Here is a 14,366-nt window from a genome sequence, read left to right on the forward strand (position 1 = left end):
GGTCACGGGTTATCCGAGCCTGCCGCAACCGTCGACTGGCGGACCATGCGCCCCTAGAATGCCACCTCCCAGATCGTGACAGGACGTTGCCCCCATGACTTTCGATGTGCACCACTACGCCAAGGCCTACTACAGCAACATCCAGCCGGCGCCAGGCAATCTTTATCCAAGACTCAAAGCCTGGGAATTCCTCTACGAGTACATCTGGGACGATTCCCGTAGCCACTGGTCCGACCTGACGTCCAAGACGCAGCTGGAGACGACCGCGCTGCACATCGGTTTCTACCTGGCGAACTGGGGGATGTTCCGGGGCTCTTCGGGGCTCCTGCAGAACAGCAACCTGGACCTGATGAAGGCCTTGGCCAAGCTGCTCTTCGAAGGTCAGGGCGCCGAGTTGCTGGAGCTCTCGCTGGAAGACTTCGGGCCTGGCAACCCACATCGGGCCCAACATCAGAAACTGCTGGACGCCGTGCTGGGTTCCATGGAGTCCCTGGCTACCAACGTCTCCTGGACGAACACCCTCAAGACCAAGATCCTGATGGGCGTCTGGGGTGAATGCCCGGCGCTCGATCGTTTCTATATCGCGGCATGCCGCGATCTGTTCCCCCGCCGCTCCTCAATCACCAATGCCAGTGGCAAAGGCCTTGCCGCATTGGCGGAACTGGTCGAGGAACTCGCCGTTCCTCCCCTGCCCCTGGAAACCGGACGCCTTGGGCTGCAATACCCCACCGCGCGGATCATGGACATGGCGATGTTTCAATACGGACTCGAACTGGAACAGGGTTTCGACGATCAAGCTGCCGTGGCGGTTCGGGGCCGATAGCGGTCTGCCGTGCGAGCCCCATAGGGTCGTCGCACGGCCGCTCGATCAAGTAAGGCCGCGTCAGAAATCGATGGTGCCCGAGAACTTCACCAACCGCGGATCGCCCTGGGTCATGTAGCCGCCGTTGGCCGAGGCCCAGTAGTTCTTGTCGGTGATGTTCTCCACGTTCACCAGCAGGGTCAGGTCCTTCTCGGCCAGCTTCAGCTTGTAGCGGGCACCGGCGTCGAAGCGGTTCCAGGTCGGCAGGCTGAGGTTGTTGGCGGCATCGACGAACTGGCCACCGGTACGCAGCATGCGGGCATTGAGCGCCAGGCCGGGCACGCCCGGCACATCCCAATCCACGCTGGCGTTCAGCTGGAAGGTCGGCACGCCGATGGCGTGGTTGCCGTCGTTGGTGCCGTTGAGGGTCTTCTTCTGCTCCGAGGTCATGCGCGTGCCGCCGGCCATCAGGCGCAGACCGTCGATGGGCTCGCCGAACACGCTCAGCTCGATGCCTTTGTTGACCTGCTCGCCATCGCGGATGAAGCGGTTGCCGAGGGTGTAGCCGTCCGACGGTTTCTCGATGCGGAACACGGCGAGGTTGGCGCCGTAGGTCTGCTTGTCGAGCTTGATGCCGGCCTCCAGCTGCTTGGTGCGCCCTGGCGGGAACATCTCGCCGGCGTTCACCACGTTGGCTGGCGCGGTCGGGCCCTGGGCCAGGCCTTCGATGCGGTTGGCGTACAGCGAGACGCTGTCGGTGGCCTTGAACACGATGCCGTAGACCGGTGTGGTGATCCCCTCGTTGTAAGCAGGACCGTTACGGCTGCCATCCTTGGAAGGGTTGCTGGCGCTGTTGGGGGTGGTGCCGTCGTAGAAGTAGTTCTCTACGCGCAACTGCTGGCGGCGTACGCCGTAGGTCAGCAACAGGCGGTCATCGAACAGGCCCAGCGTGTCGGACAGCGCGATGCTGCGGTTGCGGGTTTTCCCGGTCACGCCGGGGTCGCCCATGTCGCCGCCGGTCATGCTGACATCGGTAGGCCGGGGCAACTTGCCGGTGTTGTAGATGTTGCTGTTGCCGGTGGTCGAGCGATAGAAGGTGTAGGCGTTTTCCGCCTGGGTCCACATCGTGTTGGCGCCCAGGGCGATCTGGTGGCTGACGGGGCCGGTTTGCAGGCGGCCATTGAGGCCGGCGCTGAAGCTGGTGTTGTCTTCGCCGTGGACGATATCCGAGCCACCGAGGGTGGCCGTGCCGCTGTTGCCCACCAGCACCGGCGTGCCGTAGGTGCCGTGCTCGCGGGTGTGGCGGGCGCCACCGGCGAGGTAGGCGGTCCAGCTTTCGTTCAGGTCCCATTCGCCACGGACCATGCCGAAGGTATCTTCCGACTCGCTGTAGGTCCAGTCCTGGCCGTAGTTGTGGCTGGCGTCCGGCGCAGTGGGCACTTTGCTGGCGGTGCCGGGGCGCACGGAGTTGCGCAGGTGGTTGATGCGCTGCTTCTGGTAGCCGAAGTCGGTGGACAGGCGGAAGTCGTCGCCGCGGTAGTCCAGGCCGGCGACGAACAGCTTGGTGCGCTGGTCCTGGTCGTCGACGGCGGTTTCGCCTTCGCGCTGGCTGAGGTTCAGGCGCGCGCCGAAGCGGTTGTCCTCGCCGAAGCGCTGGCCGATGTCCAGGTGCTCGCCGATGCGCCCGTCGCTGCTGATGTCCTGGGTGTAGCGGCGGGTGGGGGTGTCGCCGGCGCGCTTGGGCTGCAGGTTGACGTTGCCGCCAAGGCCGGTGCCGGTCGGGCTCGCGCCGTTGAGGAAGGCATTGGGGCCCTTGAACACTTCCACACGCTCCACCCCGTCAGTGGACATGATCTGGCGCGGCAGGATCCCGTACAGGCCATTGAAGGCGATGTCGTCGCCCGCCAGTGGCAGGCCACGGATCACGAAGACCTTGGACTGGTTGCCGAAGCCGTACGACTCGCGCACCGACGGGTCGTTGGCCAGCACATCGCCAATGTCCTCGGCCTGCTGGTCCTCGATCAGCTTCGAGGTGTAGCTGGTCAGGGTGAACGGCACGTCCATGTTGTCCTGGTTGCCCAGCACGCCCATCTGCCCGCCACGGGCGACCTGGCCACCGGCGAAGGCCTCGGGCAATGCATTCGGGGTGGGTTTGACGGCGTCGGCGTTGACGTCGGTGGCCTCGAGCTGGATCGGCTCGGCGGCCTGCGCCATCAAGGTGACGGAACAGCAGAGCGCCAGCAGGGCTGGGCGGGACGGGAAGCGCGACGCCATCGTGGGGATCCTGACAGGTGGAATTAAATGAGGGCGTGAATGGTAATGCTTCGCATACGCAAACATCAACCTATCCAATTGCGTTGTGCCATCTTCGGGATCAACGGCGGATCGAGCCGACATAATTCAATCGAGTGGGTCCGCAGAGAGAGCACAGGGTGCTTGCCTCCCCGAGGTATGATCGGCGCCTCGACGAACAGGAGGTTGCGATGAGCCAAGGCGACGGCATGCGGGTGATCGTGGTGGGTGCTGGCATTGTCGGCGCGTCCATCGCCTATCACCTGGCCCGCAAAGGGGCACGGGTGACGGTGGTGGAGGCCGGCGAGATCGCCTCGGGCGTGACCGGCCGCTCGTTCGCCTGGATCAACACCTGCGCTGCCGGGCCCGAAGCCATCGCGCCGCTGCGCAATGCCGCGATCGACGACTACCGCCGACTCGAGCGCGAGTTGCCTGGTCTTGCCGTGCGCTGGACGGGCTCGCTGTGCTACGCGCAGCCTTCCCTTGCTGAGCCGAACGCCTCGTCCACGATGGTCGTTTCCCGGCAACAGATCTGCGACCTGGAGCCCAACCTCCGGCATCCGCCCGCGCAGGCCATGCATGCGCCACAGGAAGGCGCGCTGGACGCCGTGGCCGCCACCCATGCACTGATCGCAGGCGCCAAGGCCCATGGCGCCACGGTGCTGACGCAGACCCAAGTGCTCGGTATGAGGTTCGACCGCGACACCCTGTCGGGCGTGAACACTTCCCAAGGCCCCCTGGCAGCCGATCGGGTGGTGCTGGCTGCCGGCAATGGCTGCGCGGCGCTGGCAGGTGCGCTGGGGGTACCACTTGCCATCGGGCCCTCTCCCGCCCTCTTCATCCGCTACCGCGCCCGGCCCGGGCTGGTGCGCGGCATCATTTCGAATCCGGCCATGGAAGTCAGGCAAGGGGCGGAAGGTTGGCTGTTGGCGGCCGAGGATTATCTGGGCGATGGCCCGGAGCATCAGCCTGAGGTGGTGGCACGGCGCACGGCCGAGGCCATTTGCGGCGAACTCGAAGGCGTGGGCACTCTTGAACTTGAAACGGCATGCGTTGGCTGGCGACCGATGCCTGAAGACGGTATTCCGCTGATTGGCTATCTGCCGGGGGTGTCGGGGGTTTACCTATGCGTGATGCACCCGGGCGTGACGCTGGCGGCGGTGGTGGGCAGGCTGGTCAGCGAAGAGATTGTCGATGGCAAGACACATACTCACCTGTTGCCTTGCCGTCCGGTGTAACTCATGCGCGCCTTGGGGATCGAGCGCAGAGATCCCTCCTCGACCTTCATCCCGTCTTGGGAGAGATCTGCCAGTATTCCGCTATGATCTCCAAAGCGGCCTCCGCATCCTCGTCGTCGTACGCTTCCCAGATAAAACTCATCACGCTGGCGATGGCGTTTTTCTGTGGCAGGCTCAACGAGCTCAACTCATAGTGCGAATCATATTTCACATAATCCTGCATGCGCCATGACAACATTTGAGTCAAGACATCGCCCTCATAGTAACTCTCCGTCGCCATCAACAGGTAAGCAGGCAAATAATACTTTATGCCTGCTGGCGCCATAAAACTAAGGCAAGCGGATTCATCCCCAACATAGTTTTCACGAAAATCTTTCAGGCTAAGCTCCCACCAGCGCTTTCCTGCAAAGTAATCACGGATCTGCAACGGTTCCGGATACCGAGATTTTACAATCTGATCGATTTCAGGCGGCTCGGCCTTACCAAAGGTAGCCTCTACTTCTTTTCGGATACCAACCTGCCTTTTTTTGAGTACTTCTTCTTGCATAGCGCTACACTCCCACATACCCCGCCCTCTTTTAACGATGCCGACTTAACCACCTTGATCAATTAGCCCCCTTACGAATAAACCTTACAAACGCGAACAAAGCCAACAACTCAACAAGCTGGACTCCCCAATACATGAGCCCATCGTAATGCGCCGAAACCGCGAACAAATAATAGTGATAAGCCGTCAAGCCCAGCGCTGCCATCACTGCCTTAAGCAAGATTTTATCCTCAGCAAAAAACATTACTCCCAACCACGCGCACAACGGCGCTAGCCCACCAACGAGAATGGCGTGACGAATAAATTCAATAGGAGCGGTCGCTCCGGCATGAACGGCCGCCCAAATAAAAAACGCATACACCAAAACCAATGGCGACGCCAGTATCACCTTCAAGAACACATTCACTTTCGCCTCCACTTAGCCTACAAAAAAAAATGGGGCAGTTCTATGTTTTCACTCTAACTTCGGCCCACCCCGCATCACCTGATCGACACCATTTCCTGTGATTCGAGGACTGTCCATAAACGACGAATGCCCGTCAGTTTCCGCGTTGGATAGCCAATCGAATCAGAGTGCGCTCATCAGCCGACATAGCCTGATGCTCCGTGGCCCCTTCGATCACGCTTAGGCAGCTATTAAAGTTTAAAAATAAATCTACCCCCTTCTCCTACAGCCCACGAAGCTAGTCTTTTCCATCAGCAACCCTAACACCCTCACCCCAGCGCAACGCTATTTCCTTCATCGCTTCAAAGGCCTCTTCATCACCATACTCATCCCAAAGAAAGCCCATAGTCGCTACTATCACCTTCTTTTTCTCATCACTATAAAGACTCATCCCATAGAGATCCTCTCTCATTACAGATCTCTTTAAGCGATAGGCAAAATCCTCCGTAACGATCCCTCCCCCACAATAGAGTTCAGCCGCCATCAGCAAGTAAGCGGGAAGGTAGTATTCAACACCGATTGGCGTCATGAAGGTCAGGCATGCAGAAGCGTCTCCAATATAGTCACCGAAGAGCCCTTGCAAAGTAATGTCCCACCAGTTCTTGCCGGCAAAGTAATCGCGAATCTGTAACGGTTCCGGATACTGGGAATTTATAATCTGATCAGCTTTTGGCGGTTCTGCTTTACCAAAGGCAGCCTCCACCTCTCTTCGGATACTGAGCAGCCGTCTGTTAATCGTTTCTCCTTGCATAACACTACACTCCCATACTGGCGATTTCGAACAGCACCGACGCAACCTCGCATCCAACCGCCCACCACGAGCAGAGCGGAATCAAGCCTGTAACCAATTTCAAATTCCTGAAAATATCAAGCCCCGTCAGGCCATCTGCATGCGATGCCAAGAAGCAGACAAATACCTATACCGCAACTGGCGGAATCGCTAACAGAGTCTTCACAACCCAGAGAGAAATACGTTGACCACATAATCAGCCTAAAACCAAAGCCTGACATAGCACCTACAGTGCGCAACCGTTAGCTCTACCCCAATGGTAGAGCACCATGGCCATTACCAAAAAACAAATATTAACCCCCATCACCAACAAAAAAATCAAAGAGAACCTTCTATCTTCAAATCGAAAAATATTCCCATAGACTTCCAACACCCCCAGAAACGAGTTGAAATCTATCCCCTTCCGCCTCGCATACGAGGCAGAATAAAAAACCAACAGCGCCCCGCTAATCATAAAAAAATAAAACGAAAACTCCCTAAAGCAATATATATAATCACACACAGCCATTACCACCAAAAATCACTTGTGAAGTCAACAATTAAATTCCTCCCCCCAACACTGCCCTAGAATTCCCAGAACCTCCTCAGCCTCCTCATCTTCGTATTCTTGCCAGATGAATCTCATCGCCGCTGCCACAGCCTTTTTCTGCTCGTCATTCAAAGCACTCAGTCCATACATATCATCCTCACGGACATATGTACGCATCCTTGAAGACAACTCCAGCGTCAGCACGTCACCCTCGTAGTAATTCTCAACAGCTAGCAAAAGATAGGCTGGAAGATAATACCTCATACCAAGGGGAGTCATGAAGGTCAGACAGGCCGATGGATCCCCAACATAACCGTCATAAAAACCCTTCAATGTGAGAACCCACCAATCCTTTCCTGAAAAATACTCTCTGATTTGCATTGGTTCCGGATATACGGAATCCACTATATGGCCCGCATTGGGTGCTGTCTCTTTTCTAAAGGCGGCCTCAACCATCGCCCTAACCGCTCTCTTCCTTGAGCCCAACGAATCATTATCTCGCACCACCACAAACTTTCACGTCCTTATATTTATTACGCAACCAACACCCTTGGCATAAGAAATTAAAAAACTCATTCCTACAGCCAAGGCCGCACCACCCAGAACAGCCAACAAAATCACAACCGAAAGCCTCTTGCTTTCAAACCGAAAGACCCTTCGATACAACTCAAACAAACCAGGAAACGTATTCATATTTACACCATTCTTCTTACAATACGAATTAGCATACAGAGCAGATAAGCCAATCCAGAAAAATGAAAACCAAAATATCAAATACGCCAACTTACTAAGATTGTCACACATACAAAAAAATTCGCTACTCAACCGAAACAAAATATTCGAATTCAATGGCAATTCCAATTCTGGACCTGCCCCGCCCCAACCTTAGGTAGACCTCTGAAAAAAGTGAACAAATTTATTTTCTCTACTTTAGAGCAGTAAAAATTAATTTATCCGACTTCTTGCCCTTGCCGGCGAACTCAAACAGCGACTTCAGTCTCTTAAGCAAAGGTCGTTATAAATCGATTACTATTTACCCCTCAAGAAGTCCCCCCAAAAATCCTCAATCGCTTCTACCGCACCTCCATCTTCGTACTCATCCCACAAAAATTTCAGGACGTTTGCTATTGCTTTTTGCTTCCCAACATTCAGAAAGCTCAGTCTATACGTAGCATCCTTACTAATGTATAAACTTAATCTATAGACCAGGGATTGTGTTAACCAAACCCACGAAACTGCATGAGCATCAGACAACCACCGAATCTTCACCACTCCACAATAACTGGATATGATTCCCAGTAACTTGAATCCTCAGCCATACACTTTTCAGCCTCGTTCTCTGGAACCTTTATCAGTAGTCCTTCCACAAATAATCCAACGCTTCTCGTGCATCTTCGTCATCGTATGCAGCCACTAAAAAACGCAAAACATCAGCCACTGCTTTCATTTCCTCCCTCGTCAACATTGACATTTTATACGTCTGATCATCCTGAGCATACATAAGAAGTCTAGAAGGGAACTCTAACGATATATCACCTCCTTCCCAGTAATGCTCAGACGCAATTAGCAAATAAGCAGGCAAGTAATAACTTCTACCTTTAGGAGACATGAACGACAAGCAAGCAGAGCCATCGCCAGGATAATCAAATTGCAGCATTTGCAGCGTGATATCCCACCAGCACTTATCTTTGAAAAACTCCCTCACCATTACTGGCTCTATGCTTTTTGAACTTATTATTTCACTAGGTTCCGGAGGCATTTCCTTCCCGAATGCACGCTCCACACCAAAGCGAACTTCCAACTGCGCCTGACTCAACGAATTAAGTTCTCGCATTTAACCACCGACGCCCAAGCCTTAATGGATTCATTCCGATGCTCTTTATCACCACCAACATAGCACCGATTGTTAATTTCTTCGCGAGCATAACCACACTCTATGTTTCTCGCCCTACGAATAGAGGCCTCAACTGGATCCGTTACTCCTTTGCAAGTTCTAATCTGACTTTTACAAGCTCTATCCACCTCATCCTGCAGCTTCTTATGTTCCCCAGGTGAACAATTCCCTGGGGGCTCTATCCCTGCAGCAGCCGAACTCACTTTTCGCCCGGCGTTGTCAAAAGAGGTCTTTTGCTCAACCGGGGTGTCTCCTGGAGTCCTGACAATAGCACCCACAGCTACAGCTGCTCCCAAAGTGCCGATAACAGCGCCAATACCACACCCAGCCGGCCCACCCAAAGCTCCAACTGCACATCCTGCAGCAGGATTCAAGCCAAGTGCATCTACATAGGTTAGGGGGTTACCCGCTGCGTAATCGTAAGTATTCAACCCACCCGCAAGCCCTATAGGGTCGACCGTTAGATAGCGCCCCAGCTTTGGCTCGTAATAACGATAGCGGTTATAGTGGAGCCCCATTTCCAGGTCCTCATACTGCCCCTGGAAGCGAAGCGGATTCCTCACTCCAACAAGCCTAGCGCCTTCCGTACGCTCCTCCCGCACTTCTCCCCACGCCGTGTACTGCCCAGCCCACACAATCTCTCCCTGTTGGTTCGTCAACTCCAACGGCGTCCCAAGATGATCACAGTGGTACCAGGCAATGGTATCGAAGTCTTGCGGCTTGATTTCCGTATGCCACAGTGGATCGCTATCAAAGTCATACTCGCGCCCCGCCCAATCAGGCTGCTTCAGCAACCGTATTGCTCGCTGATGGGAGGCCTGCGCCACCGGCACGAATCTGCCGGGCTCGTAAAAGTAGTGAACGGTTTGCCCGGTATCCCCCTCATCCCGCGGTGGCGAACTTTCCCAGGCAATCTTCTCACCGTCCCAGCCGAACAGCGTGAAGCCGCAATGCAGTTCGCGCTGTCGCTTGGCACGTTGCATCTCGTTCCAGCCGGTCCCCGCCTCGGGCTTGTTCCAGTAATGAGCCACCGAGTTTTTGTGCAGTCGACGCCCCAGCGCGTCGTAGCTGAACTCGACGGAGAGCTTGTCGTCGTTGTAACCCACCAGGCGGTTGTACAGGTCCCAGGTGAAATGGGCATGCACGCCATCGCGCAGACGATGGATCAGGTTGCCGCGCTCATCGTATTGGTAATGACTACCGGCATACTCGCGCAGCTGGTTGTCCATCAGCTTCTTGTGCCGGGCGTCCTTCTCCAGCGGACGATTGAGCTGCTGGGCTTCGTCCAACAAGTTACCCGCCGGGTCGAAGGCAAAGGCCTCTTCACCCAGGCGGCTGTTGGCCTGCAGCAGGCGACCGAGTGGGTCGTAGCGGTACTGCAGGTTGCCACGGCGGGTGTCATGGATATCCGTCAACTGCCCTACGATGTCGTATTCATAGTCCCTTTTCAGCAGGGTCGCCTTGCCATCATGGCTGCCAAGCCATTGCTCTTCAGGCCGTCCGGTCACGCTCCAGCGCTGCATGTGCATCAGGTGATTGCCTTGATGGCGCACCACTTCGCGGTGCAGATCATCTCGCTCGTAGGCGAGCATCTCGTGGTGGTCGAGCATCATGCCCAGCAGGTGGCCGCTGCCGTAGGTCAGCCAGCTGACCCGGTGGCCATCCGGGCGAACCGTGGCAATACGCTGGTTCAGGGCATCGTATTCGTGCTGCCATACCGCAACCATCGGGTTGGCGGTCATCAGGTAATGCTGGTGCTCGCGGGTCAAGTTGCCGGCCTCGTCGTAGAACCACTGCAACTTGCTAGCGCTATTCAGTGCCTGGATCAGCTTGCCGTTGCCGTCGTAGGCAAAGCGTTCGATTTGCTGCTGATCGCCTCCGCTTGCCGTGCGTTCGACCAGGCGCCCCATGGCGTCGAAACGCAGGCCGATGCGGCATTTGCCAACCTGAGTGCTCGCCAGGCGTCCGCTGTACGGATCGTACTGATAGCGCGTGGTCAGGCCATCGAAACCGGTCTCCTCCAACCGGCGGCCTGCCGCGTCGTACATGAACCGGGCGCGGCTTTCATTCTGGTTGGCCATGCCGACCAGGCGGCCAAGCCGGTCCCAGTGGTAACTGACCGAATGTTCGAGCGCATCGACCCGTTCGGCCAATAGCCCGGCACGGGTATAGCGCCACGTCGTACACCGATCCAACCCATCGACATGGGCCAGCAACCGCCCTTCGGCATCGCGCTCGAAGCGCTCTTCGGTCTGGTCCGGGTGGGTGACCTTGGCCAACTGCCCGGCCTTGTAGGCGTACTGGATCTGCTCGCCCAGGGCGTTGGTGGCCTGCACCAGCCTGCCGAACTCATCGTACGCCCACTGGCTGCTCTTGCCGGAACAGTCGGTGTATTCGAGCAACTGCCCGGCGGCGTTGTACGCCAGCTTTTTCTCGTTGCCGTTGGCGTCCTTGATCGCCTTGAGCTGCCCGGTTGAGGTGTAGGCGAACTCGGTCTTGTTGCCCAGCGGGTCGACTGTCTCGACCAGGTTGCCGACGGCGTCGTAGTCGCGCAGCCACAGGCCGCCCTCGGCGTCGAGAAGCTTGATCAGCTGGTCCTGGTCGTCGTAGGCGTAGTGCACCACGCTGTGGTCGGCGCGGATGTGCTGCAGGCGGTTGCTGCGTTCATCGTAGACGTAGCGGTCCTGGCTGCCGTCGGCGTACAGGTGGCGGATGACGTTCTTGCGGGTGTCGCGGAACAACCACTCCGAGCGCCCGTCAGCATGCTGGATGCGGTAGGTGTAGCCCTCGGCGTCGTAGTAGTGGCGGGTCTGCCCGCCATGGGCGTCGGTCACGGTGGTCAGGCGGATGTGCGTGTCCCAGGCCAGGCGGGTTTCGAAGCTGCCGTCGTCGGCCCATTCGCGGATCGCCCGGGCATGGGGGCCGCTGCCATCCCACTCGAGGTGCTGGCCGCGGCCGGTGCGGTCGGTGTAGCGGGTGATCAGGTGGTGCTGGTACTGGTACTGCCAGGCGGCGCCGTGTTCATCCTGGGCGGCGATCAGGTCGCCGTGGTCGTCGTAGTGATAGGCGCACAGCTGGCGCAACGGCTTGCCGTCGACCACCTGCCACAGGCCCTGGATATGGCCGTGATCATCGAGCAACGTGCCCAGTTGCAGGTGCACCTTGGTCGGGTCGTCGTCCTGGTAGGTGTTGATGTCCGACAGCACCGGGCGGCCTTCGTGGAGGTGCTCGTAGTGCAGCGTGGCGCCGACGCCGTTGCGCATGCGGATGTGCACCAGGTAGAAGCGCTCGCCGACGCGCTCGTAGGTCTCGCGGCGCTCCTGCCCGCGCGAGAGGATGAGCTGGCTGTCGGTGGTGCGGGTCAGGCCGCGGTACTCCACCGGGTCGTAGTGGGTCTTGCCGACCTTGGGCAGCGGGTAGGCGTGGCTGCGGCCGTCGATGTCGTGCAGCAGCAGGCCGTCGTCCTGCACATCGATACAGGTGGTGAAGGCGGTGATCCAGCGGGCGCCGAGGCTGCCGCCGTCGAGGGCGGCCAGGCGCGAATGGTAGGTGCGGGTCCAGCTGACCGGGAACGGGCCGGGCAGGCTGAAGTCGGTGTGCTGCAAGGTCTCGCTGCCCAGGGCGAAGTCGATGCTGTTGCAGGTGCCGGTCGGGGCGCCGTTCTTGCATTGGTTGGCGGCCTGCAGCGCGGGCGCCTGCTCCTTCTGGGTCTCGACCTTGCCTTCGGCCACTTGGTGGCGGGCCTTGCTGGTGCTGCCGGCCTTGACGTTGGCCACCACCACCACCTGGGGGTTGCGCTGGCGCCATTGCTCGACACTGCTGGCCAGGGTCAGGCGCAGTGCTTCGATGGACCCGGGGCTGCCGGCGTCGCCCAGCTTGAGGATGGCGCCGCGCACCAGTGGCGCCAATGTGCGCAGCTGCGCGATATGGGCGAGCAGTTGCGCCTTGGCCGCCGCACTGAGGGCGGGGCTGAGGTTGGCGCTGGTCATGCCCTTGCCGGCGCTCTTGTAGGCGTTGAAGGCGCCGGCCAGATAGTTGTCGATGCTGGCCTGGGGGTCGTGGATCAGCTGGTTGCCCCCGGCGGCTGCCGGGGTGGCGGGCGCTGGGCCAGTACTCGCCGCCAACGCGGCCAGGCCGGTGGCGATATCGAGGATAAGCTGTTCGCCCAGTGTGGCGGCGTCGCTCAGCGCCGCCTTGAGATGGCCGGCGGTCTGGCTGACGAAGTCGTCGAGGCTGCCGACGATGTCGGCGTTCAGGTGGCCGGCCATCAGCTCGATCAGCGCATCGCCAAGCACCTGCTTGCCCTCCTGGCGCACGATGAACAGCATCGGCCGCAGGGCCATGCGCGCCGCCGCGCCGCTGGCCGGCGCACGGACCAGGCCGATCAGGTTGATGGCGAAGGTGGCGCAGGCGACCGGGTCGGGCACCTTGTTGCCGGCCAGGATCACGATGTCCCCCAGGGCATCGACCAGGGCAATGCTGTTGCCTGCCACGGCCACGTTGCCGGCGACGCCCTTGAGGCGTTCGAGGGTGACGAAGCTGGCGCTGGTCTGGCGCAGCCAGGTGTCGAATACCACGGCGCCACGGCCGACGTCTTCGACCTGGACCTCGGCCAGCGGGGTGATAGCCACCTGCGGGGCGCGGAGGTTGTCGTTTGCTGCGGAGGTCTGTGCGGTCATGAAATCAGCTCGCGTGGCATCAGGTCAGTCACGGGGTTCAGGCTGGGGGGCTTGAAGGCGGGGAGTTTGGGCAGGGCACCCGGCATGGCAGCCCCGGCCTTGCGGGTGACGCCCAACGCCCTGGAGGCGGCCGTGGCCAGTTGCGGCAGGCCGGCGACGCCGCCTTTCAGCGCGCCTTGTACCTGCTGCACGCCCTGCAGCGCGTTCTGCCCGGTCTTGAGCAGGCTCATGCCGGTCTTGGCTGCGTCCATGCCGCTGCTGGCCAGTTGCTTGGCCTTGGCCATCGCCGCGCCGCCGCCCTCGGGGATGAGCGCGTCGGGCATCGCCTCGAACATCGAGGGTGTGCCCTCTTCGATCGCTGCCAGCTTCGGCCAGGGCAGGCCCTTGGCGAAGCTGCCGAGGCTCCAGGTGTCGGCCGTGTCGAGGCCGAATTTCGCCGAGGCCGGCCCTGGCGCGGCGCCGGACACGGCATTGAAGCCCTGCCCGTCCAGCGCGCCCTTGAGCACCGTGCCCAGGGCGTCGGTGACTTCGTAGTCGCCGGCCTTGATGCCCTTGGTGTTGGCATACAGGTTGAACAGCTCCAGCGCGCCCTTGCCGGGTTTGGGCGGCTCGGGGAAGGTGCCGGCCTTGCTGGCGGCGCCGATGTGGGCGAACTGCGCGGCGTGGGCGGTGTAGTTGGCGCTGGTGACATGGGTGATGCCGCCGGCGTTGTAGGTGGTGGCGCTGCCGCCGCCCTGGACCACCAGCTCGGTCTTGGCCTTGAGGAGGATGCGGTCGGCGTTGGCGGTGATGTCGAGTTTGGCCAGCAGGTTGATGTTGTCCTTCAGCGCTCGGAAATCGATATCGCCCGAGGCAGCGACCAGACGGAGGCCGAGGCTTTGCACGAACAGGCGCATGCCCTGGCTGGCGCTGGCCAAGAGGCGTTTGCCGATCGACATACTCGTGTGGCCGGTGCTGCTCAGCGCCAGGTGGCTGCCGCTGGTGAGGTGGTTCGGGCCAGGGGTGGTCAAAGCGATGCCGGCCGGGCTCGACACCACCAGGTGCGGCTGGGTGAATTCGGCGAACTCGTTTTTCGTGAGGTCACCTGGGCCACTGCCGAGAATACCCATGTGCTGCTTGTGCAGGTCCTTGGCCACGGCGTCCTGGTCGC

Annotated in this window: 10 protein-coding genes; 2 read left to right on the forward strand and 8 right to left on the reverse strand. The window is 59.3% G+C overall.

Annotated features, from left to right (window positions below):
- Window positions 1-94: 94 nt before the first annotated feature.
- On the forward strand, window positions 95-823 hold the full coding sequence (locus P5705_RS16050; protein ID WP_277461839.1) for a hypothetical protein: 729 nt from the start codon (window positions 95-97) through the stop codon (window positions 821-823).
- Between the two features lie 60 nt (window positions 824-883).
- Here the strand turns inward: P5705_RS16050 and P5705_RS16055 are convergent, their stop codons facing one another.
- Window positions 884-3,076 (reverse strand): TonB-dependent receptor, encoded by a 2,193-nt coding sequence (locus P5705_RS16055; RefSeq protein ID WP_277461841.1) that lies wholly within the window; start codon window positions 3,074-3,076, stop codon window positions 884-886.
- 209 nt (window positions 3,077-3,285) lie between these two features.
- Here P5705_RS16055 and P5705_RS16060 point away from each other — a divergent pair, with 209 nt between their 5' ends.
- A complete protein-coding gene (locus tag P5705_RS16060) occupies window positions 3,286-4,332 on the forward strand; it encodes an NAD(P)/FAD-dependent oxidoreductase (protein WP_277461842.1) in 1,047 nt (348 codons plus the stop codon).
- 46 nt (window positions 4,333-4,378) lie between these two features.
- Here the strand turns inward: P5705_RS16060 and P5705_RS16065 are convergent, their stop codons facing one another.
- From P5705_RS16065 to P5705_RS16095, 7 genes are all read right to left on the reverse strand, one after another.
- Window positions 4,379-4,879 (reverse strand): DUF6714 family protein, encoded by a 501-nt coding sequence (locus P5705_RS16065; RefSeq protein WP_277461843.1) that lies wholly within the window; start codon window positions 4,877-4,879, stop codon window positions 4,379-4,381.
- Between the two features lie 58 nt (window positions 4,880-4,937).
- The gene (locus P5705_RS16070; RefSeq protein ID WP_277461844.1) at window positions 4,938-5,285 is read right to left on the reverse strand and encodes a hypothetical protein; all 348 of its coding nucleotides are present in this window, start codon (window positions 5,283-5,285) and stop codon (window positions 4,938-4,940) included.
- A gap of 277 nt (window positions 5,286-5,562) precedes the next feature.
- Entirely contained in the window at window positions 5,563-6,075 is a 513-nt protein-coding gene (locus P5705_RS16075) for a hypothetical protein (protein ID WP_277461845.1), read from the reverse strand.
- A 571-nt stretch (window positions 6,076-6,646) separates the two neighbouring features.
- On the reverse strand, window positions 6,647-7,099 hold the full coding sequence (locus tag P5705_RS16080; protein ID WP_277461846.1) for a DUF6714 family protein: 453 nt from the start codon (window positions 7,097-7,099) through the stop codon (window positions 6,647-6,649).
- An 895-nt stretch (window positions 7,100-7,994) separates the two neighbouring features.
- Window positions 7,995-8,477, reverse strand: a complete 483-nt coding sequence (locus tag P5705_RS16085) for a DUF6714 family protein (RefSeq protein WP_277461847.1) — start codon at window positions 8,475-8,477, stop codon at window positions 7,995-7,997.
- Window positions 8,456-13,216, reverse strand: coding sequence for an RHS repeat-associated core domain-containing protein (locus tag P5705_RS16090; RefSeq protein WP_277461848.1), 4,761 nt, complete (start codon window positions 13,214-13,216; stop codon window positions 8,456-8,458). Before P5705_RS16090 ends, P5705_RS16085 begins: the two co-directional genes overlap by 22 nt.
- Window positions 13,213-14,366: DUF2345 domain-containing protein (locus P5705_RS16095; RefSeq protein WP_277461849.1), on the reverse strand; the 1,154-nt coding region annotated here is incomplete at its 5' end. The genes P5705_RS16090 and P5705_RS16095, both read right to left, overlap by 4 nt.

It is taken from the genome of Pseudomonas entomophila (genome assembly GCF_029478665.1).
Taxonomy (GTDB): Bacteria; Pseudomonadota; Gammaproteobacteria; order Pseudomonadales; family Pseudomonadaceae; genus Aquipseudomonas; species Aquipseudomonas entomophila_F.

Bases quoted from the DNA above. Each gene is read 5' to 3' on its own strand.
- P5705_RS16050 (WP_277461839.1), top strand. From the start codon at position 95: ATGACTTTCGATGTGCACCACTACGCCAAGGCCTACTACAGCAACATC.
- P5705_RS16055 (WP_277461841.1), bottom strand. From the start codon at position 3,076: ATGGCGTCGCGCTTCCCGTCCCGCCCAGCCCTGCTGGCGCTCTGCTGT.
- P5705_RS16060 (WP_277461842.1), top strand. From the start codon at position 3,286: ATGAGCCAAGGCGACGGCATGCGGGTGATCGTGGTGGGTGCTGGCATT.
- P5705_RS16065 (WP_277461843.1), bottom strand. From the start codon at position 4,879: ATGCAAGAAGAAGTACTCAAAAAAAGGCAGGTTGGTATCCGAAAAGAA.
- P5705_RS16075 (WP_277461845.1), bottom strand. From the start codon at position 6,075: ATGCAAGGAGAAACGATTAACAGACGGCTGCTCAGTATCCGAAGAGAG.
- P5705_RS16080 (WP_277461846.1), bottom strand. From the start codon at position 7,099: ATGGTTGAGGCCGCCTTTAGAAAAGAGACAGCACCCAATGCGGGCCAT.
- P5705_RS16085 (WP_277461847.1), bottom strand. From the start codon at position 8,477: ATGCGAGAACTTAATTCGTTGAGTCAGGCGCAGTTGGAAGTTCGCTTT.
- P5705_RS16090 (WP_277461848.1), bottom strand. From the start codon at position 13,216: ATGACCGCACAGACCTCCGCAGCAAACGACAACCTCCGCGCCCCGCAG.